Origin of the sequence: Corynebacterium halotolerans YIM 70093 = DSM 44683, from assembly GCF_000341345.1 — a bacterium.
GTDB lineage: Bacteria > Actinomycetota > Actinomycetes > Mycobacteriales > Mycobacteriaceae > Corynebacterium > Corynebacterium halotolerans.
The window spans coordinates 1833144-1857053 of the sequence record NC_020302.1 but is presented as its reverse complement, the minus strand read 5'-3'; the positions used below and the strand labels follow the sequence as shown (position 1 = coordinate 1857053).

Here is a 23910-nt window from a genome sequence, read left to right as displayed (position 1 = left end):
GCCGGCCGCCTCTTGAGGTGGCTATGCTGGGGTGCATGTCTTTTGCCGCCGCTGAACGCCGCCGCCTCGCCGATCTCCTCCTTGAGCTGGGGCCCGACGCCCCCACGCTCTGTGAGGGGTGGGACACCCGCGATCTGGCCGTGCACCTGCTGGTGCGCGAGACCCGCCCCCTGGCCGCGGCCGGGATGTTCGTCCCGCCGCTGCAGGGCCGGCTGGATGCCGTCACCCGCGAGGTCGGTCAGCGGGACTACGGCGGGATCGTCCGCGAGTGGGCGGCCGGCCCGCCGAGGAGGAGCCCCGTGCGCCTGCTCGACACCGTGATGAACACCTCCGAGCACTTCATCCACCACGAGGACGTGCGCCGGGGTGGGGGAGTGGTCGAGCCCCGCGACTTCAGCATGGCGGTGCAGAAGCAGCTGCACCGTGTGCTGGCGATGATGGCCCCGCGCGTGCTCTCCGGCAGCGGCGTGCCCGTGGTGCTCCAGCCCGACGGCCTGCCCCGCGTGGTGGTGGCCGACCGACGCGGCGTGTCCCCGGACGGGGAGGCCGTGGCCCGGGTCTCCGGACCGGTGGGGGAACTGCTGCTGTGGGCCTCCGGGCGCGACGCCGTCGCGGTGGATTTCGCCGGGGAGATCGAGCAGATCGAATTATCCGGTCTCTAGGCTTGACTCCATGGGGGAACACATTTTCGGCCCCGTGCTCGGTGTGGCTGATGTGAAAGGTGGGGTCAGCACCACTAGTCTGGGGGCATGTCTGTCAGAAGCACGGCGCCCCGCACCACCAAGCGCTCCCCGTCACGCACCCGCGACAAGGAGCGCAACGCCAAACGCACCCGGCCCACCGGTCGGACCCGGGCGACGGCCGTGACCCCGGCCCCGACCTCCGCGATGCGCGCTGCCGAAACCTCCGAGGAGCGGACCGGCAGCGCTTTCCGTGCTGTCGGCAACGGCCTGGGCACGGTCTTCGGCGCGACCGCCCGCGGCGTCGGCAATCTCACCCGGGGAGTCGCCACCATCGGTCGCGGTGGCGGTGACTCCGACGGGGATGACAAGCTGGAGACGACCGTGATCGACACCCGGGGAACCAAGGACGTGGAAGGGAAGAAGGGGACGAAGGGCCGCAGGAAGAACACCAGGGACGAACCCGCCGGCAAGGCTTCCGGGAAGGCCGCGACCGTCCGCGCGGATGATCCCGAGGACGACGGGGAGGGAGCCGACGCCGACGGTTTCGGTCTGGTCCTCATCGGCCTGGCGGCAGTGCTAGGTGCGTCGGTGTGGCTGGACATCGCCGGCCCCATCGGCGCGGCGATCGCGCACGTCACCCACCTCGTCATCGGCGCCGGCGCCCTGATCCTGCCGGTCGCGCTCGTCGGCCTGGCCATCGCGCTCATGCTCGACCTGCGGCAGACCCCGGGAAGCCGGGGGCGGGTCGCCCTGGGCGCCACACTCATCGTGGTCTCCATGCTGGGCCTGGTGCATCTCTTCGCCGGCAACCCCGGTGACTGGGAGACCCGCAAGGACGCGGGTGGCGCCATCGGGGCCTGGAGCGGTGGCCTACTGGCCGCCGGCTTCAGCAGCTACGTCGCCGCCCCGCTGCTGGTGCTCGTCATCGTCTACGGCGCGCTGAAGGTCACCGGCATCACCACCCGCCAGGCCATCGACTACATCCGCGACATCATCGGCGACGTCCGCGGCGACCGGGACGGCGATTACGACGACTACGACGACTACGACGACGGCTACGACGATGCCGACGACGACCTCTACGGCCACGTCGAGCGCGACGTCGAGGACATCGCCGAGGGCCGCGACCGCCGGACCCGCCCGGCACCGCGGAGCACCGCGCGGGCGTCGCGAAGCGGCCGTGGGCGGCGTGCCACCCCGATGGAGAACTACCCGCTCAACGACTCCGACTATCCGGGTACCGAGGAACAGCAGGAGGCCTTCGAACACGACACGCAGCACATGCTGTTCTCCGATCCGGCACCGAAGAAGACCGCCCGGGCGAAGAAGCCCACGGCCGCCGACATCCCGGACACCGACGAGTTCCCGGCCGTGACCCCGGACGGTCAGGTCGTGGAGCGGCCGGAGCAGCCTGAGCAGAAGGGGCAGAAAGGTTCGTCGGACGCGGTCACCGCCTCCCGCGAGGCCATGCGCCAGGCGATCCTGGCCCGGTCGGGCGTGGACGCGTCGGCCATCCCGGCCACGACCCCGAAGAGCGAGACCCCGCAGGAGGAGCCGGCCCCGGCGCCGCGGGAGCCGGAGACCGCCTCGGACTACCAGCTGCCGAGCACCGACCTGCTGATCGCGGGCGAGCCGCCCAAGACCCGTTCCGAGGTCAACGACCGTATGATCGAGGCGATCACGGACGTGTTCTCGGAGTTCAAGATCGACGCCGCCGTCACCGGCTTCTCCCGCGGCCCGACCGTCACCCGCTACGAGGTCGAGCTCGGCCCCGGCGTGAAGGTCTCCAAGATCACCAACCTGCAGTCCAACCTCGCCTACGCCGCGGCGACCGAGAACGTCCGCCTGCTGACCCCGATCCCCGGCAAGTCCGCGGTAGGCATCGAGGTACCCAACGCCGACCGCGAGATGGTGCGCCTGGCCGACGTACTCAACGCCCCGTCGGTGCGCGGCAACCACGACGCGATGCAGATCGCCCTGGGCAAGGACATCGAGGGCGAGTTCGTCTCCGCGAGCGTGCAGAAGATGCCGCACCTGCTGGTCGCCGGCTCCACCGGCTCCGGTAAATCCGCGTTCGTCAACTCCATGCTGGTTTCCCTGCTCACCCGCGCCACCCCGGAGGAGGTCCGCCTGATCCTGGTGGACCCGAAGATGGTGGAGCTGACCCCGTATGAGGGCATTCCGCACCTGATCACCCCGATCATCACCCAGCCGAAGAAGGCGTCGGCCGCCCTGCAGTGGCTGGTCGAGGAGATGGAGCAGCGCTACCTGGACATGAAGTCCGCGCGCGTGCGCCACATCAAGGACTTCAACCGCAAGGTCAAGGCGGGTGAAATCCAGGCTCCGGCGGGCTCCCAGCGCGAGTACCGTCCGTACCCGTTCATCGTCTGCGTGGTCGATGAGCTCGCCGACCTGATGATGACGGCGCCGAAGGAGATCGAGGAGTCGATCGTCCGCATCACCCAGAAGGCCCGTGCCGCCGGCATCCACCTGGTACTGGCCACCCAGCGCCCGTCCGTCGACGTGGTCACCGGCCTGATCAAGACCAACGTGCCCTCGCGCCTGGCCTTCGCCACGTCCTCGTTGACCGACTCCCGCGTCATCCTCGACCAGGGCGGCGCCGAGAAGCTCATCGGCATGGGCGACGCCCTGTTCATCCCGCAGGGCGCGGGCAAGCCGCAGCGCCTGCAGGGCTCCTTCGTCACCGACGAGGAGATCCAGGCGGTCGTCGAGGCCGCCAAGTCCCAGGCCGAGCCCGACTACACCGAGGGGGTCACCGAGGAGAAGGCCTCGGAGGCGAAGAAGGAGATCGACGAGGACATCGGCAAGGACATGGACGATCTGCTCGAGGCCGTCGAGCTCGTCGTCACCTCCCAGCTGGGTTCCACGTCGATGCTCCAGCGCAAGCTGCGCATCGGCTTCGCCAAGGCCGGCCGCCTCATGGACCTGATGGAGACCCGCGGCGTCGTCGGCCCCTCCGAGGGCTCGAAGGCCCGCGACGTGCTGGTCAAGCCGGAGGAACTCGACACCATCATCTGGATGATCAAGGGCGCGGACCCGGCCGAGGCGCCGAAGGAGCTCGACGCCGGCGGGGCCGACGGCGCGCCTGACGACGCCGCAGACGACGGTACGGGTGCCTCCGACGACGGCGCCGACGGGGAGCCCCGCACGGTCCAGGCGACCTACAACCCCACCGGCGGAGCCTTCTAGATCCGTCTTTCCGCCGCTCCGTGCATGAAGTGGCGCGGACTACGGTGGGATGGGGTAAACTGGCGCCTCGTCATGGAGGGGAGTACCCCGGTCACGGCATTGATCGTCAGCACGGAAGTGGAAACCGGCCAACGGACCTAGTTGGCGGACTCCCGGTTCCCGGTCATGTCGGCCCCGGCGCGCTGAGCGCACAGGGTGGGGGAGACCTCCGGTCACGTCTCATATCCCACGACCGGAGGTTTAGTCCTTTGACTGTTTCACTCTGGATCTGGGTGGTCACGATCGTCGTGATCGCCGGATTCTTCATCTTCGACTTCTACAGTCACGTGCGTACCCCGCACGAGCCCACCCTCAAGGAATCCGCCTGGTGGTCGGTGTTCTACGTCGGCCTGGCGCTGTTGTTCGGTGTGATCGTCTGGGTGGTCTGGGACCAGCAGCACGGCATCGAGTACTACACGGGTTACGTGACGGAGAAGGCGTTGTCGGTGGACAACCTCTTCGTGTTCGCCCTGATCATGGGCGCGTTCAAGATCCCCCGGAAATACCAGCAGAAGGTGCTGCTCATCGGCATCGTGCTGGCGTTGGTCTTCCGCCTGCTCTTCATTCTGCTCGGCGCGGCCGTCATCGCCGCCTGGTCGGACGTGTTCTACATCTTCGGCATCTTCCTGCTCTACACGGCGATCAAGCTGCTGTGGGACGAGATCGTCGACAAGCCGGAGACCGACCCCAACGACATGGCCATCATCAAGTGGCTGCGCAAGGTCGTCCCGGTCACCCGGGACTACCACGGTGACAGGCTCACGGCCCGGGAGGCCGGCAAGTTCGCCCTGACCCCGCTGTTCGTGGCCCTGGTGGCCATCGGCCTGGTGGACATCATGTTCGCCTTCGACTCCATTCCGGCTATCTACGGCATCACCACCGAGGCGTACCTGGTGTTCACCACCAACGCGTTCTCGCTGATGGGCCTGCGCCAGATGTACTTCCTGCTCGACGGCCTGCTCGACCGCCTGGTCTACCTGCCGTACGGCCTGGGTCTGATCCTCGGCTTCATCGGTGTGAAGCTGATGCTGCACGCCCTGCACGAGAACAACCTGCCGTTCATCAACGGCGGCGAGAACGTGCCGGTCCCCGAGGTTCCGACGGAACTGTCCCTGCTCGTCATCGTCGGAATCCTGGTGGTCACGGTCCTGCTGTCCATCTGGAAGAACAAGCGTGACGAGGCGCAGGGCGCCATCGACATCCGCATCCGCCCCTCTGACGACGAGGACGCCGGCAGCACCTCCGCCTCCGAGCTGCAGGCGGCCGAGCGTCGCCGGCTCGCGGAGGAAGGGCTGTCCGATGACCCGAACATGCGCGACGACGGCGGTAACGACAACGGGCCCCGCTTCTAACCACCCCTCCCGCCCATGACGCCGCTGAACGCGGTGTCGGCAAGCGGGGTGGACACGACGCCCCCGTCGGAGTGGAAGCTCCGGCGGGGGCGTCGTCGTTGTCGTGCTGTCGGAGACGGGCAGTGGGTTCAGTGGGTTCAGTCCTCGGGGAAGATGTTCAGCACCGGATTCCAGGCGCGGATCGTGCGGTCGTCGAGGACCCGGTCACGGTGGAAGGGATCCTGGTTCATCAGTTCCTCGGCGTCGGCGACGGTGGCGGACTCCGGCAGGCGGATGAGGATGAGGGCGGAGCCGCCGCCGTCGGTGTAGGGGCCGGAGGCGACGAGTTTTCCCTCGTCCTTCAGGCCCTTCAGGAACTCGCGGTGCTCGGGGCGCAGGGCGACGACCGCCTCGGCCCCGTCGGCGTAGGAATAGTGGACTGCGAAGAAGTTCATGGTGGAAATCCTATTGCCCCTTCCGCCGGTGAACGAGCCGCACCCGCCCACGGGGTAGGGTGAGGGACGTGAGTGGAGCAACGACGAACACCCGCGACGGCGGGCAGGCAGGGCCGGACAAGCCCTCCAACTTCAACCTGCCCAATGCGCTGACCAGCCTGCGCATCCTGCTCATCCCCGTCTTCGCCTGGCTCGTCATCCGCGGCGACAACCAGCACACGACGTGGATGTGGTGGGGTTTCGGTGTCTTCGCCGCGCTCATGATCACCGACAAACTCGACGGCGACATCGCCCGCGCCCGCAATCTGGTCACGGACTTCGGCAAGATCGCCGATCCGATCGCGGACAAGGCACTGATGACCACCGCCCTGGTGTGCCTGAACATCATCGGGGCACTGCCGGTGTGGGTCACCGTGGTCATCGTCGTCCGCGAGCTCGGTATCACCGTCTGGCGCATGGTCATGCTGCGCCGCGGCAGGGTCGTGCCCGCCTCCAAGGGCGGCAAGCTCAAGACCGCGCTGCAGACCCTGGCCGTTGGCCTGTACCTGTTCCCGCTGCCCGCCTGGATGGACACCCCGACGTTCATCGTCATGCTCGCCGCCGTGGCCGTCACCGTGGTCACCGGCCTGCAGTACCTGTGGGACTCGAGGCGGCAGCAGTGACCCTCGCGGAGGAGCTCGTCGCCGCTCTGCGGGCAAAGGGGCAGACCGTGGCCTTCTGCGAGTCGCTGACCGCCGGCCTGGCCTCCGCCACGCTGGCCGACGTCCCCGGCGCCTCCGCGGTGCTGCGGGGAGGCCTGGTCACCTATGCCACCGACCTCAAGGGGCGGCTGGCGGGCGTGCCGGAGAAGGTGCTCGAGGAGCACGGGCCGGTTTCGGAGGAGACCGCCGCCGCCATGGCCCTCGGCGCGCACGACAGATGCGGGGCCGACTGGGCGGTGGCGCTGACCGGCGTGGCCGGGCCCGACCCGCAGGACGGGCACCCCGTCGGCGAGGTGTGGCTCGGCCTCGCCGGGCCGGGAATCGGGGACAGCCGCGGCGGCGGGGGAGCGACCGTGCGCACCCTGCGCGCCGAGTCCCCGGGGAGTATGCGTTCCGCCTCCTCGCCGCGGGAGCCGGACCCGGTGCCCGTCATCGACGGCGATCGCCGCACCATCCGCGCGGCGGCCGTCGACGCCGCCTTCCGTGCCCTGCTCACGGGGGTGCGGGCGCAGGAGGAGACAAGGTGAATTTCCGGGGAACAAATTTCGAACCGATGGCGTTGATCTAAGTAATGGTTACCACCGCTGTACTCGACACCCCGACCCCCGTCCACCGCCCGTCCCGTCACGCAGAGCCGTTGCTGCGTGAGGCGCTCGGTTCGGCTCTCCGCGCCTTCCGCGCGGACAAGGGAATCACCCTGCGTGAGCTCGCCGAGTCCGCCCGTGTTTCGCCCGGTTACCTGTCCGAACTGGAGCGTGGCCGCAAGGAGGTCTCCTCCGAGCTGCTCGCCTCCGTCTGCCACGCCCTGGACACCTCCGTCGCCGACGTCCTCATCGAGGCCGCCGGGTCAATGGCCCTGCGGTCCGTGGCCGAGGAACTGGCCGCCACCGAGCAGGTTCCGGCGCCGGTCCGGGCCTGAGCAGAATCCCGCCGCACCACCGACGCTGACCGCGGCGCTCCGCTACCATGGTGGCGATGCGGTACGCGTCCCTCGCCCAGCGGGAGGCGGGACCCACCGAACGTTGAAGTGAACGAATGCAGGAAAGGCCCGATCCGACATGGCTAACCCCTTTGTGAAGGCATGGAAGTACCTCATGGCGCTGTTCGACTCGAAGATCGAGGAGAACGCCGATCCGAAGGTGCAGATTCAGCAGGCCATCGAGGACGCCCAGCGCCAGCACCAGGAGCTGTCCCAGCAGGCCGCCGCCGTCATCGGCAACCAGCGGCAGCTGGAGATGCAGCTCAACCGCCGCCTCGGTGAGATCGAGAAGCTCCAGGCGAACACCCGCCAGGCGCTGCAGCTGGCCGACAAGGCCCGGGCCGAGGGCGACGAGCGCAAGGCCGTCGAGTACGAGAACGCCGCCGAGGCCTTCGCCGCCCAGCTGGTCACCGCGGAGCAGTCCGTCGAGGACACCAAGCAGCTCCACGACCAGGCCCTGCAGCAGGCCGACCAGGCCAAGCAGGCCGTCGAGCGCAACGCCATGGCCCTGCAGCAGAAGGTCGCCGAGCGCACCAAGCTGCTCTCCCAGCTCGAGCAGGCCAAGATGCAGGAGAAGGTCTCCGAGTCCCTGCAGTCCATGAACTCCCTGACCTCCAGCGGCTCCACCCCGAACCTGGACCAGGTCCGCGACAAGATCGAGCGTCGCTACTCGAACGCTCTCGGCCAGGCTGAGCTGGCGCAGAACTCCGTCGAGGGCCGCATGGCAGAGGTCCAGCAGGCGGGCATCCAGATGGCCGGTCACTCCCGCCTCGAGCAGATCCGCGCCGAGATGTCCGGCGGCGGCAACAAGCAGGTCTCCGGTGGCGGCAACCAGGCCATCGAAGGCGGGCAGTCCGGCGCCGCCAACGTCACCGACGACGCCGTCGCCCGTCGCATGCGGGAGCTGCGCGGCGAGTAACACCCCCTCCACGGGCGGGTCGGGACCCACACCCCGTCCCACCGGCAGCACAGCGGCTGCCGGTGGGACGGGGTGTTTCTTCGTCTCGGTGACTTCAGCCCGGCTTCAGCCCGGCTTCAACCGCGCCTCAATCGCCGACCCCGCGGGCGGTGAGCGCCTCCGCTAGCAGCCGGGCGCGGCGGATGCTGCGCACCAGCACCGGGGTGCCGAAGGCCGCGACGGAGAAGCCGGCGCCGCGCGCCTTCCGGGCGGCGAGCACCTCCCGGACCGTGGCCAGCTGGACGGGGATGAGCCGGATGGTCAGCGAGATCGCCAGCGTCACCGAGTCGACGGGGAGGCCGAAGCGCTCCAACGGGGACAGACCGCGTTCAAGCGACTCCATCAGCTCGGTGATGGTCGTCGTCAGGGTGAGCAGAGCGGCCGCCGCGACCGAGGCCAGCAGCACGAGCACCATGGTGGCCGCCGGCTCCGGGCCGCGCTGCCACCACTGGAAGGCGCCGAGCACCAGCAGCACCGGCAGCACCGGTGCGACCTGACCGACGGCCACCCGCACCGGGATCCGGGCCACCGCGAAGGCCACGAGCACGGCGGCCAGACAGGCCCCCGCCAGCATCGGAGTGCCCACGAAGATCGTCGAGGCCAGGATGAACACCAGCAGGGCGAGGAACTTGCCCCCGGCCGGGGCCCGGTGGACCAGTGTGGTGCCCGGCACGTACACGCCCAGGGGGACGGACCGCGGGATCACAGCGGCTGCTCCGCCATCAGTCGTCGGTAGTGCCCGCAGACCTCGTCCGGGGCACCGTCGGCGATGACCCGCCCGCCGTCCAGGCACAGCACGCGGTCGAAGTCCGCGAGCAGCTCGAGGTCGTGGGTCACCACGATCAGCTGCTGGGGAAGTCCGGCGAATTCGTGCGCGATCCGTAGGCGGTTGCGCAGGTCGAGCAGGGTGGTCGGCTCGTCCGCGATGATCAGGTCGGGCTCGATGACCAGCACAGAGGCCAGCGCCAGCAGCTGCTTCTGCCCACCCGAGAGGGTGTGCGGCGAGGCCTCGGCCAGCTCCGTGAGACCGAAGCGCTCCAGGGCGGCGTCGACGCGCGCGGTGCGCTCGGCCTTCGGCAGTCTGAGACGGCGCAGGGAGAAGGCGACGTCGTCACGCACCTGCGGCATGACGATCTGGTTCTCTGCGTCGGAGAAGACGAACCCGACCCGGCGGCGGATGTCGCGGCCGTGCCGGGCGACGTCGGCGCCGTCGACGAGCACGCGGCCGGACGTCGGCTCACCCAGGCCGTTGACCAGCCGGGCGAGGGTGGACTTGCCGGAACCGTTGGCGCCGATTATCCCGATGCGGTGTTCGGACAGCTCGAGCGTGATGCGGTCCAGGACATGATGGGCGGTCCCGTCGTAGCGGACGGAGACGTCCTCGAAGCGGATCTGCGGCATGGGGTGATTATGCCTTCCTGCCCCGGCGGGCGAGAAGGTCCGGGAAGGCCGCGTGGATACCGAGGGCGATGACGACCATGAAGGCGAACTTCGCCGCGTCCGGGACGAGGAACGGCACCTGGGCCAGTGCAGCCTCCGACAGGCTCAGGCCGGCGCGCCACACCAGGCCGAGGGCGCCGCAGACGTACTGGGCGGTCAGGCCGACGACGGCCGCGAGGGTGAAGAAGGCGATCTGGGGTCCCCGCCGCCGTGCCGGTGCGCGGTAGGCGATCAGACCGGCCAGCCCGGCGGAGACGAGGTAGCCGAGGAGGTAGCCGACCGTGGGGCCGGCCAGGGCGGCGACCGTGGTGCGGCCGCCGGCGAGCACCGGCAGTCCGAGCAGGCCGAGGCCGACGAACAGCCCGGCGGCGAGGAATCCCCGGCGTCCGCCGAGCACCAGTCCGGCGAGGACCACCGCCGAGTTCTGCAGGACGATCGGCACGCCCGCCGCCCCCACGGGGATGGCGACGAAGGCCAGCACGATGATCAGGGCCGCGAAGACGGCGATGTAGGCGAGATCGGACACGTGTATCCGGGAACGGGAGATGGTCGTCATGGTGAAAGACCCTATCACTGAACAATGTTCAAGCAGGAGGGAATCGGTTTTGAATGGTGTTCAACGAGGGTAGGGGAGGGAGGCTGTGGTCGGTGGACGGCGTGGGTATCATCGTGGACATGCGATTGACGGAGTTCCACCAGCTGATCCAGGACGAATTCGGTCACGGGCAGGGCAACTGGATTCTGCACTCCCATGTTCCCGCGGGTTACGACCGCACCGTGGAGCAGCTCATCGAGGACGGGCTCAGTCTGCGGAAGCTGTGGGCGGTGCTGTGTGACGACTTCGATGTGCCGGAGGAGCGCCGCCTGGGCGTCGATCGCGGAGAGAAATAACCTCCACCGGCGCGGGCGCAGGGCCATCTCGCCCGCATTGTTTTCGAACAGTTGTGCGTGTAGATTCGAACTCAACGTCACCTGATTCGGATAACGTGACGCGTCGTAACGGACGGACGGAACCGGGGCCCCTGGGAGCCGTCCGAGGCAAAAGCGGGTCTAAGTCGGCGTGGAGACCCTGACGGGGGCCGACGACAGTTCCCCGTCCCCCGATCAACACCCAGCGACATCAGCACTGACCCACCCGAACAGAAGGAACTTGCATCATGGCCACCAAGAAGAAGACCACCGCCTCGGCCGGCGATGACCGCCAGAAGGCCCTCGACGCCGCCCTGTCGATGATTGAGAAGGACTTCGGCAAGGGCGCCGTCATGCGCCTGGGCGACGAGAACCGCCCGCCGATCAGCGTCATCTCCTCCGGCAACACCGCCATCGACGTCGCGCTCGGCATCGGCGGTTTCCCGCGCGGCCGCGTCGTCGAGGTCTACGGTCCGGAGTCCTCCGGTAAGACCACCGTGGCGCTGCACGCCATCGCGCAGGCGCAGAAGGCCGGCGGCATCGCCGCGTTCATCGACGCCGAGCACGCGCTGGACCCCGACTACGCCAAGAAGCTGGGCGTGGACACCGACGCCCTGCTGGTCTCCCAGCCGGACACCGGCGAGCAGGCGCTCGAGATCGCCGACATGCTGGTGCGCTCCGGCGCCATCGACATCATCGTCATCGACTCCGTGGCCGCCCTGACCCCGAAGGCCGAGATCGAGGGCGAGATGGGCGACAGCCATGTCGGCCTCCAGGCCCGCCTGATGAGCCAGGCGCTGCGCAAGATGACCGGCGCGCTGTACTCCTCGGGCACCACCGCCATCTTCATCAACCAGCTGCGCGAGAAGATCGGCGTCATGTTCGGCTCCCCGGAGACCACCACGGGTGGTAAGGCGCTGAAGTTCTACGCCTCCGTGCGCTGCGACGTCCGCCGCATCCAGACCCTCAAGGACGGCCAGGACGCCATCGGCAACCGCACCCGCCTCAAGGTGGTCAAGAACAAGGTCTCCCCGCCGTTCAAGGTCGCCGAGTTCGACATCATCTACGGCGAGGGCATCTCCCGGGAGTCCTCCCTGATCGACATGGGTGTCGAAAACGGCATCGTCAAGAAGTCCGGCTCCTGGTTCACCTACGACGGTGACCAGCTGGGCCAGGGCAAGGAGAAGGCCCGCCTGCTGCTGAAGGAGTCCCCGGAGCTGGCCGACGAGATCGAGCGCAAGATCTTCGCCAAGCTCGGCATCGGCCCCGAGGCCGCCACCGAGTCAGAGGACGCGCTCACCGACGAGCCGGTGGACATGGTCCCGAACGTGGACTTCGATGACGCTGACGATGCCGAGGGTTCCGAGGGCCCGGCCGTCGCCGGTGTCGGCGCGGAAGCCGACAACTAGGCCCGCAGGCAGCACGGACAGACACGGACAGCACGGACAGGCAGGAGTTCCCCTCCATGACCGACGAGACCCAGCAGGCCAAGCTCGAGAAGCTGCGCCGGGCGCTGGCGGATTTCGAGGCGGGGGAGGGCTCCGGCCTGTTAGACCGGGAGGCCGAGTCCGCCAAGGCCGCCGTGCGCAAGCGTGCACTGGGCCTGCTGGACCAGCGGGCCCGCTCACGTCATGAGCTGCGCGGGCGGCTGCTCGACCTCGAGTTCGAGGAGCGGCTCGTGGACGAGGTGCTCGACGATCTGGCCGCCGTGCACCTCCTCGACGACGAGACCTTCGCCCACGAGTGGGTGCGCCAGCGCCACGCCCGCCGCGGTAAATCCGCCCGGGTACTCAACCGCGAGCTCGCGGACAAGGGGGTGGACGCGGCGACCCGGGCCGCGGCCCTCGACCAGATCGATCCGGAGGATGAGGAGGCCACCGCCCGGGAACTGGCGCGCAAGAAGGCCCGGTCGGTGAAGGCCGTGCCCGCCGACCGGACCGAGCGGGACAAGGCGCTGCGCCGGATCGTCGGGGTCCTGGCCCGGCGTGGCTTCAGTCAGTCGATGTCGCTGTCCCTGGCCCGCGAGGCGCTCGATGAGCGGATCGCGGAGCTGGGGGAGTGAGAGTGGGTCCTCAGCGCTCCGGATCGCGCGGCTTCCCGGGGCCCGGGGCCTGCCATCCGGCGGTGACGTTGCTCCCGGCGTCACCGCCGTCGGGATCGGATCCCTGATCGGTCGACCCGGCGCCCTCAGTGCCGGCGCGCCGGTGGGTCCGGCCCGCGCGCAGCCGCCGTTCGATGCGCGAGGCCAGCGTGGTCAGGCCCCAGTTGATCAGAATCATGATGACCGCCACCACGGTCAGCGCCGCCAGGAAGTTCTGGTTGAACGACGCGCTCTGGATTCCGGAGCGGACGACCTCCACGTAGCCGATCTGGTAACCGAGCGCGGAGTCCTTCAGCGCGATGACCATCTGGGCGATCAGCGCCGGCAGCATCGCCGCGACCGCCTGTGGCAGCAGGATCTTCAGCATGGTCTGGCGGTGCGTGAGTCCCAGCGCCCGCGCGGCCTCGGTCTGGCCCTTCGGCAGCGACCGGATGCCCGAGCGCAGGATCTCGGCGATGACGGAACCGTTGTACATGGTCAGGGCGAACACGACCGCCGCGAACGCCAGTTGCCGGGGCGGGACCAGCTGGTACACCGCGAACAGCTGGTAGGCGAAGATCATCAGCAGCAGCACCGGGATGGCGCGGAAGAACTCGACGATCACCCCACAGATCCAACGCAGCCACGCCAGTTCCGAGAGCCTGCCCAGGCCGAGCAGTGCGCCGAGCACGCACGCCAGGATGATCGAGGCGAACGCCGACTTCAGCGTGCCCCACAGGCCCGGCAGGAGGTAGGTCCGCCAGGTCAGGCCCTCCAGGAAGGGCGACCACTTGTCCGCCTCCAGCTGCCCGTTGACGTTCAGCGTCCAGAGCACCCAGACCACCGCCGCCACGGCGGCGACCCCCGTCAGCACGGTGTAGATGCGGTTGTTGCGTCGGCCCCGGGGACCGGGCGCGTCGTAGAGGACTGTCGCGCGCACGCTCATTACTTCTTCACCGCCAGACGGTTCGAGAGGTTGCCCATGGCCAGGCCCATGGGGAGGGTCAGGATGATGAAGCCGAGGGCGAACACGCCGAAGATGACGAAGAGCATGTTGGCGTGGTTCTCGATGGTGGTCTTCATCAGCAGGGACGCTTCCGCGACGCCGATCACCGAGGCGATCGTGGTGTTCTTCGTCAGCGCGATCAGTGTGTTGCCCAGCGGGACGATGGCGGCGCGCAGGGCCTGCGGGAAGACGATGCTGCTGAAGGTCTGCCCGAAGGTCAGCCCCAGGGAGCGGGCGGCCTCGGCCTGGCCGAAGTGCACGGTGTTGATGCCCGAGCGCAGGGACTCGGCCACGAAGGACGAGGTGTAGAGGATGAAGCCGAGGATGGCCAGCCGGAAGTTCTGGTCGGCCAGGAAGGAGGAGCTGTCGCGGGAGGCCAGCTCCAGCCCGAGGTTCTGGTAGAGGCCGAAGGAGCAGAACAGGATGATCAGCGTCAGCGGGGTGTTGCGCACCGTGTTGATGTAGAAGGTGGCGATCCCCCGGAGGATCCGGACGGGGGAGACCCTCATGGCCGTGAGGATGGTCCCCAGGATCATGGAGCCGATGGCAGAGAAGAAGGTCAACTGGATGGTGAGCCAGAAGGCCGGCCACAGCGCCGGTCCCAAGTCGTTCCAGAGGGCGGTCATGAGGGTGGGACTCCTCCTCGCTGGGGGATCGCTGGCGGTGGGGGACTACTCGACGCTCGTACTACTCGTCGAGGAAGGACAGGTCACCCGGGTTGCCCGGGGTGACGCCCTCGGTGCCGCCGAGGTTCTTCTCGACGAGCGCGTCGAACTCACCGGACTCGTGCAGCTCGGTCAGCGCCTCGTTGACCGCCTCGGTGCCCTCGGCGTCGCCCTTGGCCAGGCCGATGCCGTAGTACTCATTGGTGAACGGCTCGCCGTCCTGCTCCATCTCCACGACCCGGAACTGGCCCGGAGCCTGGGCCGAGTAGCCGTGGAGGATGGTCGCGTCGGTGGTCATCGCGTCGATGTTGCCCTGGCGCAGTGCCTCGACACACGAGGAGTAGGTGTCGTACTCCTGCAGCTGCACGCCCGGCAGGGCGTCCTTGACCTTCTGGGCCGGGGTGGAGCCGGTGACGGAGCAGAGGATCTTGCCGTCCAGGCTCTCCAGTCCGTCGATCTCGGTATTGTCCTCCTGGACCAGCAGCGCCTGGTGGGTCAGCAGGTAGGGCCCGCCGAAGTTGACGGACTCGGAGCGGCCCTCGTTGATGGAGTACGTCGCGGCGATCATGTCGACCTCGCCGTTCTGGATGAGGGTCTCGCGCTGGGCCGAGGGGGTCTCGCGCCAGTCGACCGACGGTTGCTCCCAGCCGTTGGCCTCGGCGATGTGGTCGACCACGTACTGGGCGACGTCGACGTCGAGACCGGTCATCGTGCCGTCCGGGTTGCGCAGGCCCAGGCCCGGCTGGTCGTACTTGGTGCCGACGGTGACGGCGCCGGACTCGATGCTGGCCAGCAACCCCTCGGAGGAGGAACTGCCGCCGCACGCGGTCAGGGTCACGCCCGTCAGCAGGGCGGCGGAGACGATGGCGGCGGAGCGGCGGATGGAGGGGAACATGGTGAACTCCTTGGGTGAGGGAGGGATTGGGCGTGACTGGTGGGGGCCGGTGGGAACTAATGCGAGAGGATCTTGCCGAGGAAGTCCTTCGCCCGGTCCGTCTTCGGGTCGGTGAAAAAGGTGTCGGGGGTGGAGTCCTCGACGATCGCGCCGTCGGACATGAACAGGATCCGGTCGGCCACCCGACGGGCGAAGCCCATCTCGTGACTGACCACGACCATGGTCATGCCCTCCTGGGCCAGACCTGCCATGACGTCGAGGACCTCGTTGACCATTTCAGGGTCGAGCGCCGAGGTCGGCTCATCGAAGAGCATGATCTTCGGATCCATGGCCAGGGCGCGGGCGATCGCCACGCGCTGTTGCTGCCCGCCGGAGAGCTGGGCCGGGTACTTGTCCGCCTGGTTGGCGATGCCCACCCGTTCGAGCAGAGCCATGGCCCGCTCGTCGGCGTCCTTCTTCTTCATCCGGCGCACCTTGACCGGCCCGAGCGTGACGTTGTCCCGGATCGTCAGGTGGGGGAAGAGGTTGAACTGCTGGAAGACCATCCCGACGTCGGCGCGCAGCTTCGCCAGCGGACGGCCTTCCTCGGGCAGCGTCTTCCCGTCGATCTCGATGGTGCCGGACTCGACCGTCTCCAGCCGGTTGATGGTGCGGCACAGGGTCGATTTGCCGGAGCCGGAGGGGCCGAGGACGACGACGACCTGGCCCCGGGGAATCTCCAGGGTGATGTCCCTCAGCGCCTGGAAGTCGTCGAAATACTTCTGCACGTCGACCATCCGGATCATCGGGGGCCCGGACCCGGATCCTGTCGTGGACGGTGTGTTCTGAATCATACGACAGATATTAGCCCGCGGTTCGTTGACGCGTGAGCGTTTACCGAAACTCACCCCTGGCCCCGCGGCGGTGGTCCACCGCCGCCTGGACGACGGGTCCGCAAGGCGGGCGTGAACTGGTGAAACGGGACGGTTAGGTCGCGTTCTGCAGGGTGGCTAGAATGGCACTCCGTGGCGCAGCAAATTCTTGACAACACCAGGACCAACCCAGACGAGGGGCCCCGGACCTACGAGGTCCGCACCTTCGGGTGCCAGATGAACGTCCACGACTCCGAGCGGCTGTCCGGCCTGCTCGAGGAGGCCGGCTACATCTCCGCGGAATCCGCGGGCGAGGGAGTCGAGCCGGATCTGGTCGTCTTCAACACCTGCGCGGTGCGCGAGAACGCCGACATGAAGCTCTACGGCACCCTCGGCAATCTCAAGCACACCAAGGACAACCACCCGGGCATGCAGATCGCCGTCGGCGGCTGCCTGGCGCAGAAGGACCGCGACACCGTCCTCGCCAAGGCCCCGTGGGTCGACGCCGTCTTCGGCACCCACAACATCGGCTCGCTGCCGGCCCTGCTGGAGCGTGCCCGCCACAATGACGAGGCCCAGGTCGAGATCGTCGAGTCTCTCGAGCAGTTTCCCTCGGTGCTGCCCGCCAAGCGCGAGTCGGCCTACGCCGGCTGGGTCTCCATCTCCGTGGGCTGCAACAACACCTGCACCTTCTGCATCGTCCCCTCCCTGCGCGGCAAGGAGATCGACCGTCGGCCGGGTGACATCCTCGCCGAGGTGCAGGCGCTCGTCGATCAGGGCGTCAGCGAGGTGACCCTGCTGGGGCAGAACGTCAACGCCTACGGTGTGAACTTCGCCGACCCGGACATCGAGCGCGACCGCTCGGCCTTCTCCAAACTGCTGCGTGCCTGCGGCGAAATTGAGGGGCTCGAGCGGCTGCGGTTCACCTCCCCGCACCCGGCCGAGTTCACCTCCGACGTCATCGACGCCATGGCCGAGACCCCGAACATCTGCCCGCAGCTGCACATGCCGCTGCAGTCCGGCTCGGACAAGGTGCTCAAGGAGATGCGCCGTTCCTACCGCTCGAAGAAGTTCCTGGCCATCCTCGACGAGGTCCGTGCCAAGCTTCCGCACGCATCCATCACCACCGACCTCATCGTCGGTTTCCCCGGCGAGACCGAGGAGGACTTCCAGGCCACCCTCGACGTCGTCGAGCGGGCCCGCTTCGCCTCCGCCTTCACCTTCCAGTATTCCCCGCGCCCGGGCACCCCGGCCGCCGGGTACGCGGAGCAGGTCCCCAAGGAGGTCGTCCAGGAGCGCTTCGAGCGGCTCATCGCCCTCCAGGAGCGCGTCAGTGCCGAGGAGAACGGGAAGCTCGTCGGCACCGAGGTCGAGCTGCTGGTCCAGGCTGGCGGCGGCAGGAAGAACGGGAAGACCAACCGCATGACGGGCCGCGCCCGCGACGGCCGCCTGGTCCACTTCACCCCGGAGGGTGAGCTTGACGGGGAGATCCGTCCCGGCGACGTCGTCACCGCCACCGTCACCGATTCTGCCCCGCACTTCCTCATCGCCGACGCCGGTGTCCTCACGCACCGCCGCACGAGGGCCGGTGACATGTCGGCCGCCGGCCGCGTGCCGACGACCGCCCCCATCGGCGTCGGCCTCGGCCTGCCGACGATCGGCGCCCCGGCGTCGACCCCGCAGCCCGAGAGCGCGTGCGGGGTGCACTGACCACCACCGGCCCCGACTAGGATGGTGGTCAGACGACGCCCGCGCCGTCGGCCGCAGCGAAAAAGGAGAGACGCCCCCAGTGAGCGAGAACAACCCGTCCCGGGACGACATTCGTCAGGCAGCGGATTCCAGCCGTGATCTGGCACAGGAGGAGAAGCGTGCCGCCCGCACGATGAGCCTGGGCGGCCACCGCTGGACCCTGCTGGCGGCGCTGGTGCTCTACATCGCCTACCTGCTGCTCCCGCACGCCGGCAGCGTCCTCGGCATCCAGGTGCTCCTCCAGCTGCCGGCGGCGGAGGAGGCGGGGATCAAACTCACCGAGTACATCTACTCGATCCTGATCTTCCTGGGCATCGGACTGCTCACCACGCTGACGCTGATCACCAGGCGCACGGTCTTCGGGTTGCTCGCCTGGATGTTCAGCACCGTCGGACTGTTCTACACCGTCTTCGCCCTGTGGCTGCGCCAGACCCGGCCCGCCGGCGAGGAGGATGCGGCCACGGGCATCGGCATGTGGTTGAGCATCGTCGCCGTCGTCCTGGCGGTGGCGGCCTACAGCATGGTGGCGCTGCGCCGGGACCCGGAGCAGAAGCGCATCGCCCAGGAGCGGGCGCAGAACGAGAACCTCGACGAGGTCGGCTTCGCCCAGCGCGCGGCGATGGTGACCAGGCAGAACACCTCCTACGAGGACAACCCGCTGTTCATCGACGACCGCCGCCGCCGCGCCGCCGAGCGGCACCGCCCCGCCGACACCGGCGATCAGGACACCGACTGAACCGTCACCGGGCCGTCACCTTCTGCCAGGCCGAGCTGACACTGATCGGCCGGACCCCCAGGTCGGCGTTGACGGCCCGCATGCCCGTGTTGGCCAACGCGTTCGACGTGTAGACCCGCTCCACCCGCGGCATCGCGGAACGTAGCCGCTCCAGGCCCACGACCTTGACCGCCCGCCCCAGGCCCCGACCCCGGGCCCGGGGCGCCACAATGGTCACGCCCTGCTCCGCCACCGCGGGATCGGATCCGGGGTGGCGGGAGAACTCGGTCAGCGCCAGCACTCCGCCCACGCCGTGGAGCACCACCATCAGATTCTCCGTCCCACGGCCGCGCAACCGGACCGCGGCCTGCCGCAGGCGCTCCCGCGTCCAGACCGCGCGTTCGGCGTCGAGACCACCGTGGGGGATGTCGGTGGACGCCGCGGTCATCAGCTCGAGCACCCCGTCGGTCAGCTCCCCGGGAACCTCGTAGCCGTGGACCACGGTGCAGGTGACACCCTCGGGCAGCGGGGTCTCGTCCGGGGCGGGGACGGGCAGTTCGAGGACCCCCTGGATCTCGGCCAGGCCCAGGATGAAGCCGCGGGCGGCCAGCTCCCGGGCGAGGGGACCGGCGCCGGGCTGTTCCCCGGCCGGGTGCATCAGCCACACCTGCAGGGTGGTGCGCCCCAGCTGCCGGGCCACGGCCTCCACCTCGTCGAGCAGGCGACCGTAGACCTCCCGGCCCTCCCCGGAGAGCTCCTCGCCCGGGATGGGCAGCAGACCCACGTCGAGCACGCACTCGAACTCGATGACGTGGCGGTCCTCGAGCAGCGGCAGGCTCAGGTGTACGAAGCCGAGGAACTCCGCCGGCCCCGTCTCCGCCTCCCGGGTGGAATCACCGGCCACCGACGGCAGGAGGGGATAGCCCAGATCCGAGACTCCGGCAGTTGCCGGCAGCGGAGCCACCGCGTCGTCGACGAGCGTGAGCAGCACGGCGTCCGACTCGCTGGAACCCTGCAGGCGGTGGAGCACCCGCTCCACCGAGACCGAGGAGGCGGTGTCCCCGCTGGACTCCTGGGCGGCGAGATTGGCGGTGAAGACGAAGGTGCGCACGGCGTCGGCGGGAACCGGCGGGATCTTCTCACCGGTGGCCACCGCCGGCGGCCGGTCGAGCTGGAGGAAGCGGGCCAACTACCGGTCCTCGACCGCGTTGACAGCGGTCTCGGCCCACTCGCGCCACTGGGCGGCCTGGGCGCGCAGCTGCTCGGCCTTCTTCGTGTTGCCCTTCGCCGCGGCGGCATCGGCCTGGGCGGTGAACTCGTCGACCTTGGCGGTGAACTGGGCCGCACGGGCCTGCGCCTCCGGGTCGGTGCGGCGCCACTGGGACTCCTCGGCCTCGGAGACACGCTTTTCCAGTGCGCCGATCCTGGCCTCGTACTCGGAGACCCGGCCGCGCGGGACGTAGCCGATCTCGTCCCACTTCTCCTGCAGCTCGCGCAGCTTGGCGCGGGCGACGTCGAGATCCTTGGCCGGATCGATCTGGGGGTCGTACTCCGCGATGAGCGCGTCCTTGGCCTCCGCGTTGGCGGTGAACTCCTTGTCGCGCTCGGCGTTGACGGCGTTGCGGGCGGTGAAGAAGTGGTCCTGGGCGGCGCGGAAGGCCTCCCAGAGCTTGTCGTCGACGTCGCGCGGGGCGCGACCGGCGGCCTTCCACTCGGTCATCAGATCGCGGTAGGCGCGCGCCGTCTCGTTCCACTCGGTGGAGTTCTGCAGGCCACGGGCGCGCTCGACGAGCTCTTCCTTCTTCCGGCGGGCGGCGGCGCGGCCGCGGTCGAGCTCGGCGAAGTGGGAGCCGCGGCGGCGGTGGAAGGAATCGCGGGCGCGCGAGTAGCGCTTCCACAGCGCGTCGTCGGTCCTGCGGTCGATGCCGCGGATGGTCTTCCACTCGTCGAGGATGGCCCGCAGGCGGTCGCCGGCGACCTTCCACTCGGTGGAGTTCTCGGCGATGTCCTCCGCCTCGGCGGCGAGTTTCTCCTTGGCGGCGATGGCCTCGGTGCGGCGGCGGGCCTTGTCGGCCTTCGCCTGCTCCCCGGCGACGTCGGAGTGCTCCATGATGGTGCCCAGCCGCCGGTCGAGTGCGCCCAGGTCGCCGATCACGGCGGCCGTCGGCAGCGTCTCGCGCAGCCCGCGGGCGGTCTCCTTGATCGACGCCGCGTCGTCCGGATGGGCGGTCAGGCGGGACTCGAGCAGCTCGACCTCGGTGGCGAGGTCGTCGAAGCGCGCGCCGTAGTGGGCCAGGCCCTCGGCGGGGGTGCCCGCCTGCCAGGAGCCGATCTCCCGTTCACCGTCGGCGGTCCTGACGAACACGGTGCCGTCCTCGGCGACCCGGCCCCACTCAGCGGGGTTGTTCTTCGGCGGACTGGGCACCGGCACGGTCTTCGGCACGGGCGACGGGGTGGGGCGGGAGCCGGTCTGTGCACCCGGACGGGGGCCCGGCTTCGGCATGGTGCCCGGAGTCGGACGCGGTCCCGACTTCGGCATGGAGCCGGGGTTCGGGGAGGGCGTCGAGGGAGTGGTCATGATGGCTCGTCCTGTTCTGTCGTTGCGCCGCGCGACACGGCTGCCGGGGGCCCGTGCGCCACGGACCGCTGAAAACGTGGGTACCGCTCTGACGCGAGGTACCCCGCCCGGGCCTGACGGGCAGACCCGGGCGCGATGTGTGTATTCAACATACCGCGCGGCTTCCGTGACTGTCAGTGTTACGCGCGGGTCGTCGGACGGTCCACTCTGACAGAGGCGGATCCCGGTGGGACTAGGGTGGGGTGCGTGACTGTCAATCTCGTGGTGATGCCCGCCGGACCCGCCCTCGTGCGTGAACTCGCACCGGCCGACAGTGTGGGCGAGCAGCTGCTCGCGGCGGTGTCCACGCTGGTCGACGCCGCCCTGTCCGCCGACCCCGCCCGGACGGTCGAACTCGTCGGCAGCCGGGATCCGCGCTGGGAGACCGGGCTGACCGGCTCCTTCGCGGCCTGGGGTGCCCCACAGGTCCAGGTGGGCGCCGGCACCCACCTGCCCGAGCTGGTGCAGCGCTATGCGCTCGGCGGCTGGACCGGGCGCATCGCCGACACGCGCGCAAACCTGCAGGAAATCAAACCTCACGCCTTGACTGTGGTGGCCGTCGACGGCAGCGCCGGACTCACGCAGCGGGCCCCGCTCGCGCTGATCGACGCCGCCGCGGAGGCCGACGAGTGGTGCCGCGACGTGCTGTCCGGGACCCGGCCGGGGCGGGAGATGGACCCGGCCTCGCTGCGCGGGGCCGGGGTGCTGGAGCCTGATCTGTGGCTGGAGCTGGCGGCGCTGCGACCCCGCCGTGCCCGCCTGCTGGCCGCCGACACCACTCTCGGGGTGGGGCGCTACGTGGCCGCCTGGGAGGTGTAGATGAACGCGATTACCCCGATCGCGGTGGTCGGACCCACCGCCTCCGGCAAGTCGGCGCTCGGGCTGGCGCTCGCGCACGAACTCGACGGGGAGGTGGTCAACGTCGACTCCATGCAGCTCTACCGCGGCATGGACATCGGCACCGCCAAGCTCAGCGTCGACGAGCGCGAAGGCATCCCGCACCACCAGCTCGACGTCCTCGACGTCACCGAGACCGCCTCCGTCGCCCGCTACCAGGCCGACGCCGTGGCCGACGTGGAGGACATCCTCGCCCGCGGGAAGGTGCCCATCCTGGTCGGCGGGTCGATGCTCTACGTGCAGTCGCTCGTCGACGACTGGCGCTTCCCGCCCACCGATCCGCAGGTGCGCGCGCGGTACGAGGCTCGGCTGGCCGATATCGGCGTCGACGCCCTGCACGACGAGCTGGCCGAGGTCGACCCCGAGGCCGCCCGCGTCATCGAGGACAAGGACCCGCGCCGGACCGTGCGTGCCCTGGAGGTCATCGAGCTCACCGGCGAACCTTTCCGGGCCAGCCAGCCGCCGAAGAACGCCCCGCCCCGCTGGGGCACCCGCATCCTCGGCCTGCGCACCGCCCCGGACTGGCTCAACCCGCGCATTGAGCTGCGCACCCGGCAGATGTTCGACCGGGGTCTGGTCGGGGAGGTCGAGGCCCTGGTCGCCCGCGGCCTGGTCGCCGACTCCACGGCCGGACGGGCCATCGGCTACGCCCAGGTGCTCGCCGCCATGACCGGGGAACTGACCTGGGACGAGGCCGTGGAGCGCACCATCACCGGCACGCGACGCTACGTGCGCCGCCAACGCTCCTGGTTCAACCGGGACCCGCGCATCACGTGGTTGGACGCCACCGCCGACACCCGCGCCCGGGCGCTAGAATTACTCGGGTGAACGTCACCGAACAGCACCCACAGGACCTGATCTTCTTCGCCAAGGGCCACGGCACCGGCAACGACTTCCTCGTCCTCCCCGACGAGGACGCCACGCTCGACCTGGACCCCGGGCTCGTCGCGGCCCTGTGTGACCGCCGCACCGGCCTCGGCGCCGACGGCGTGCTGCGCGTGGCGCGCGCCGGTGCCCTGCTCGACGCCGGCGGGCTCGGGGCACTGGCCGAGGGCATCGCCCGCGACGACTGGTTCATGGACTACCGCAATGCCGACGGCTCCATCGCCGAGATGTGCGGCAACGGCGTCCGCGTCTTCGCCCACTGGATCCGCTCCCGCGGACTCGTGGCGGTCGACCGGTTCACCGTCGGCACCCGCGCCGGGGCCCGGCCGGTGACCGTCCACTCCTGCGACGACCACCTCGCCCGGGTCTCCGTGGACATGGGCCCGGCCGAGGTCACCGGCGTGTCCACCGCGCGCATGGGCGGGCTCGACTTCGCCGGGCTCGGCGTGGACCTGGGCAACCCGCACCTGGCTGCGGTCGTGCCCGGCCTGACCCGCGACGGCCTGGCGGCGCTGAGACTCGAGCAGCCGGTCTATGACACGGAGTTCTTCCCCCGGGGGGTCAACGTCGAGGTGCTCACCGAACTCGCCGACGGCAGCGTGGGCATGCGCGTGTTCGAGCGCGGGGTGGGGGAGACACTGTCCTGTGGCACCGGCACCGTCGCCGCGGCTCGGGCGGCGCTGGCCGACGCGGGACGGGTGGACGGCACCGTCACCGTCGAGGTGCCCGGCGGTCAGGTCGTCGTCGAGATCGCCGGGGAGACCTCCACGCTGACCGGCCCGTCACGCATCGTGGCCACCGGGCATGTGCACCGGGGCGCCGTGACAGGGAGGTAGTGGCGCGGG

Annotated in this window: 25 protein-coding genes; 15 read left to right on the top strand and 10 right to left on the bottom strand. The window is 69.5% G+C overall.

Features of this window, described 5'->3' with window-relative positions:
- Positions 1-35: 35 nt before the first annotated feature.
- The 3 genes from A605_RS08665 to A605_RS08655 all read left to right on the top strand — a co-directional run bounded on the left by A605_RS08665 (position 36) and on the right by A605_RS08655 (position 5284).
- Positions 36-662, top strand: coding sequence for a TIGR03085 family metal-binding protein (locus A605_RS08665; protein ID WP_015401128.1), 627 nt, complete (start codon positions 36-38; stop codon positions 660-662).
- A gap of 87 nt (positions 663-749) precedes the next feature.
- Positions 750-3893 (top strand): FtsK/SpoIIIE family DNA translocase, encoded by a 3144-nt coding sequence (locus A605_RS08660; protein WP_015401127.1) that lies wholly within the window; start codon positions 750-752, stop codon positions 3891-3893.
- A 248-nt stretch (positions 3894-4141) separates the two neighbouring features.
- Positions 4142-5284: a TerC family protein gene (locus A605_RS08655; protein WP_081602109.1), complete on the top strand. Its 1143-nt coding sequence runs from the start codon at positions 4142-4144 to the stop codon at positions 5282-5284.
- A 137-nt stretch (positions 5285-5421) separates the two neighbouring features.
- On the opposite strand, the gene A605_RS08650 is transcribed toward A605_RS08655, so the two are convergent.
- On the bottom strand, positions 5422-5718 hold the full coding sequence (locus A605_RS08650; RefSeq protein ID WP_015401125.1) for a YciI family protein: 297 nt from the start codon (positions 5716-5718) through the stop codon (positions 5422-5424).
- Between the two features lie 59 nt (positions 5719-5777).
- On the opposite strand from A605_RS08650, the gene pgsA reads away from it, so the two are divergent.
- The 4 genes from pgsA to A605_RS08630 all read left to right on the top strand — a co-directional run bounded on the left by pgsA (position 5778) and on the right by A605_RS08630 (position 8317).
- The gene (gene pgsA, locus A605_RS08645; RefSeq protein WP_027004118.1) at positions 5778-6380 is read left to right on the top strand and encodes a CDP-diacylglycerol--glycerol-3-phosphate 3-phosphatidyltransferase; all 603 of its coding nucleotides are present in this window, start codon (positions 5778-5780) and stop codon (positions 6378-6380) included.
- Complete coding sequence (locus tag A605_RS08640) at positions 6377-6946, top strand: CinA family protein (protein ID WP_015401123.1); 570 nt, start codon at positions 6377-6379, stop codon at positions 6944-6946. The genes pgsA and A605_RS08640 overlap by 4 nt, the downstream gene beginning before the upstream one ends.
- A gap of 44 nt (positions 6947-6990) precedes the next feature.
- Positions 6991-7338 carry a helix-turn-helix domain-containing protein gene (locus A605_RS08635; protein ID WP_015401122.1) on the top strand — a complete coding sequence of 116 codons (348 nt, stop codon included), beginning with the start codon at positions 6991-6993 and terminating at the stop codon, positions 7336-7338.
- A gap of 139 nt (positions 7339-7477) precedes the next feature.
- Positions 7478-8317, top strand: coding sequence for a PspA/IM30 family protein (locus A605_RS08630; protein ID WP_015401121.1), 840 nt, complete (start codon positions 7478-7480; stop codon positions 8315-8317).
- A 127-nt stretch (positions 8318-8444) separates the two neighbouring features.
- Here the strand turns inward: A605_RS08630 and A605_RS08625 are convergent, their stop codons facing one another.
- From A605_RS08625 to A605_RS08615, 3 genes are read right to left on the bottom strand one after another with little or no spacing between them, the layout of a single operon-like run.
- Complete coding sequence (locus A605_RS08625) at positions 8445-9059, bottom strand: CbiQ family ECF transporter T component (protein ID WP_027004119.1); 615 nt, start codon at positions 9057-9059, stop codon at positions 8445-8447.
- Complete coding sequence (locus A605_RS08620; RefSeq protein WP_015401119.1) at positions 9059-9757, bottom strand: energy-coupling factor ABC transporter ATP-binding protein; 699 nt, start codon at positions 9755-9757, stop codon at positions 9059-9061. The genes A605_RS08625 and A605_RS08620 overlap by 1 nt, the downstream gene beginning before the upstream one ends.
- Before the next feature lie 7 nt (positions 9758-9764).
- Complete coding sequence (locus tag A605_RS08615; RefSeq protein WP_015401118.1) at positions 9765-10352, bottom strand: biotin transporter BioY; 588 nt, start codon at positions 10350-10352, stop codon at positions 9765-9767.
- Positions 10353-10471: 119 nt separating this feature from the next.
- Here A605_RS08615 and A605_RS08610 point away from each other — a divergent pair, with 119 nt between their 5' ends.
- The 3 genes from A605_RS08610 (at position 10472) to recX (ending at position 12767) form a co-directional block, all read left to right on the top strand.
- A complete protein-coding gene (locus A605_RS08610) occupies positions 10472-10687 on the top strand; it encodes a DUF3046 domain-containing protein (RefSeq protein ID WP_027004120.1) in 216 nt (71 codons plus the stop codon).
- A gap of 266 nt (positions 10688-10953) precedes the next feature.
- Complete coding sequence (gene recA / locus A605_RS08605; protein WP_015401116.1) at positions 10954-12114, top strand: recombinase RecA; 1161 nt, start codon at positions 10954-10956, stop codon at positions 12112-12114.
- A gap of 56 nt (positions 12115-12170) precedes the next feature.
- The gene (gene recX / locus A605_RS08600) at positions 12171-12767 is read left to right on the top strand and encodes a recombination regulator RecX (RefSeq protein WP_015401115.1); all 597 of its coding nucleotides are present in this window, start codon (positions 12171-12173) and stop codon (positions 12765-12767) included.
- Positions 12768-12777: 10 nt separating this feature from the next.
- Here recX and A605_RS08595 read toward each other — a convergent pair whose 3' ends face one another.
- The 4 genes from A605_RS08595 to gluA form a co-directional block, all read right to left on the bottom strand.
- Complete coding sequence (locus A605_RS08595; protein ID WP_015401114.1) at positions 12778-13731, bottom strand: amino acid ABC transporter permease; 954 nt, start codon at positions 13729-13731, stop codon at positions 12778-12780.
- Positions 13731-14417 carry a glutamate ABC transporter permease GluC gene (gene gluC / locus A605_RS08590; RefSeq protein WP_015401113.1) on the bottom strand — a complete coding sequence of 229 codons (687 nt, stop codon included), beginning with the start codon at positions 14415-14417 and terminating at the stop codon, positions 13731-13733. The genes A605_RS08595 and gluC overlap by 1 nt, the downstream gene beginning before the upstream one ends.
- A 61-nt stretch (positions 14418-14478) precedes the next feature.
- Positions 14479-15351, bottom strand: coding sequence for a glutamate ABC transporter substrate-binding protein (locus A605_RS08585; protein WP_015401112.1), 873 nt, complete (start codon positions 15349-15351; stop codon positions 14479-14481).
- A 56-nt stretch (positions 15352-15407) separates the two neighbouring features.
- Entirely contained in the window at positions 15408-16136 is a 729-nt protein-coding gene (gluA, locus tag A605_RS08580) for a glutamate ABC transporter ATP-binding protein GluA (RefSeq protein WP_015401111.1), read from the bottom strand.
- Positions 16137-16355: 219 nt separating this feature from the next.
- On the opposite strand from gluA, the gene miaB reads away from it, so the two are divergent.
- On the top strand, positions 16356-17912 hold the full coding sequence (gene miaB, locus A605_RS08575; RefSeq protein ID WP_042440112.1) for a tRNA (N6-isopentenyl adenosine(37)-C2)-methylthiotransferase MiaB: 1557 nt from the start codon (positions 16356-16358) through the stop codon (positions 17910-17912).
- Positions 17913-17991: 79 nt separating this feature from the next.
- Positions 17992-18687, top strand: a complete 696-nt coding sequence (locus A605_RS08570; protein WP_015401109.1) for an Rv2732c family membrane protein — start codon at positions 17992-17994, stop codon at positions 18685-18687.
- Positions 18688-18691: 4 nt separating this feature from the next.
- Here A605_RS08570 and A605_RS08565 read toward each other — a convergent pair whose 3' ends face one another.
- Both A605_RS08565 and A605_RS08560 read right to left on the bottom strand, forming a co-directional pair.
- The gene (locus A605_RS08565; protein WP_015401108.1) at positions 18692-19855 is read right to left on the bottom strand and encodes a GNAT family N-acetyltransferase; all 1164 of its coding nucleotides are present in this window, start codon (positions 19853-19855) and stop codon (positions 18692-18694) included.
- Positions 19856-21244 (bottom strand): DUF349 domain-containing protein, encoded by a 1389-nt coding sequence (locus A605_RS08560; protein WP_015401107.1) that lies wholly within the window; start codon positions 21242-21244, stop codon positions 19856-19858.
- 246 nt (positions 21245-21490) lie between these two features.
- Between A605_RS08560 and A605_RS08555 the strand changes: the two genes are divergently transcribed.
- The 3 genes from A605_RS08555 to dapF are packed head-to-tail and all read left to right on the top strand — an operon-like array spanning position 21491 to position 23901.
- Entirely contained in the window at positions 21491-22102 is a 612-nt protein-coding gene (locus A605_RS08555; RefSeq protein WP_015401106.1) for a hypothetical protein, read from the top strand.
- Complete coding sequence (gene miaA, locus A605_RS08550) at positions 22103-23008, top strand: tRNA (adenosine(37)-N6)-dimethylallyltransferase MiaA (protein ID WP_015401105.1); 906 nt, start codon at positions 22103-22105, stop codon at positions 23006-23008. It abuts the gene before it with no gap.
- A complete protein-coding gene (dapF, locus tag A605_RS08545; RefSeq protein ID WP_015401104.1) occupies positions 23005-23901 on the top strand; it encodes a diaminopimelate epimerase in 897 nt (298 codons plus the stop codon). The genes miaA and dapF overlap by 4 nt, the downstream gene beginning before the upstream one ends.
- Positions 23902-23910 lie beyond the last annotated feature (9 nt).

Coding starts and splice junctions, on each gene's coding strand:
- A605_RS08665 (WP_015401128.1), top strand. CDS start 36: ATGTCTTTTGCCGCCGCTGAACGCCGCCGCCTCGCCGATCTCCTCCTT.
- A605_RS08660 (WP_015401127.1), top strand. CDS start 750: ATGTCTGTCAGAAGCACGGCGCCCCGCACCACCAAGCGCTCCCCGTCA.
- A605_RS08650 (WP_015401125.1), bottom strand. CDS start 5,718: ATGAACTTCTTCGCAGTCCACTATTCCTACGCCGACGGGGCCGAGGCG.
- A605_RS08635 (WP_015401122.1), top strand. CDS start 6,991: ATGGTTACCACCGCTGTACTCGACACCCCGACCCCCGTCCACCGCCCG.
- A605_RS08630 (WP_015401121.1), top strand. CDS start 7,478: ATGGCTAACCCCTTTGTGAAGGCATGGAAGTACCTCATGGCGCTGTTC.
- A605_RS08620 (WP_015401119.1), bottom strand. CDS start 9,757: ATGCCGCAGATCCGCTTCGAGGACGTCTCCGTCCGCTACGACGGGACC.
- A605_RS08615 (WP_015401118.1), bottom strand. CDS start 10,352: ATGACGACCATCTCCCGTTCCCGGATACACGTGTCCGATCTCGCCTAC.
- A605_RS08610 (WP_027004120.1), top strand. CDS start 10,472: ATGCGATTGACGGAGTTCCACCAGCTGATCCAGGACGAATTCGGTCAC.
- recA (WP_015401116.1), top strand. CDS start 10,954: ATGGCCACCAAGAAGAAGACCACCGCCTCGGCCGGCGATGACCGCCAG.
- recX (WP_015401115.1), top strand. CDS start 12,171: ATGACCGACGAGACCCAGCAGGCCAAGCTCGAGAAGCTGCGCCGGGCG.
- A605_RS08595 (WP_015401114.1), bottom strand. CDS start 13,731: ATGAGCGTGCGCGCGACAGTCCTCTACGACGCGCCCGGTCCCCGGGGC.
- gluC (WP_015401113.1), bottom strand. CDS start 14,417: ATGACCGCCCTCTGGAACGACTTGGGACCGGCGCTGTGGCCGGCCTTC.
- A605_RS08585 (WP_015401112.1), bottom strand. CDS start 15,351: ATGTTCCCCTCCATCCGCCGCTCCGCCGCCATCGTCTCCGCCGCCCTG.
- gluA (WP_015401111.1), bottom strand. CDS start 16,136: ATGATCCGGATGGTCGACGTGCAGAAGTATTTCGACGACTTCCAGGCG.
- A605_RS08560 (WP_015401107.1), bottom strand. CDS start 21,244: ATGACCACTCCCTCGACGCCCTCCCCGAACCCCGGCTCCATGCCGAAG.
- miaA (WP_015401105.1), top strand. CDS start 22,103: ATGAACGCGATTACCCCGATCGCGGTGGTCGGACCCACCGCCTCCGGC.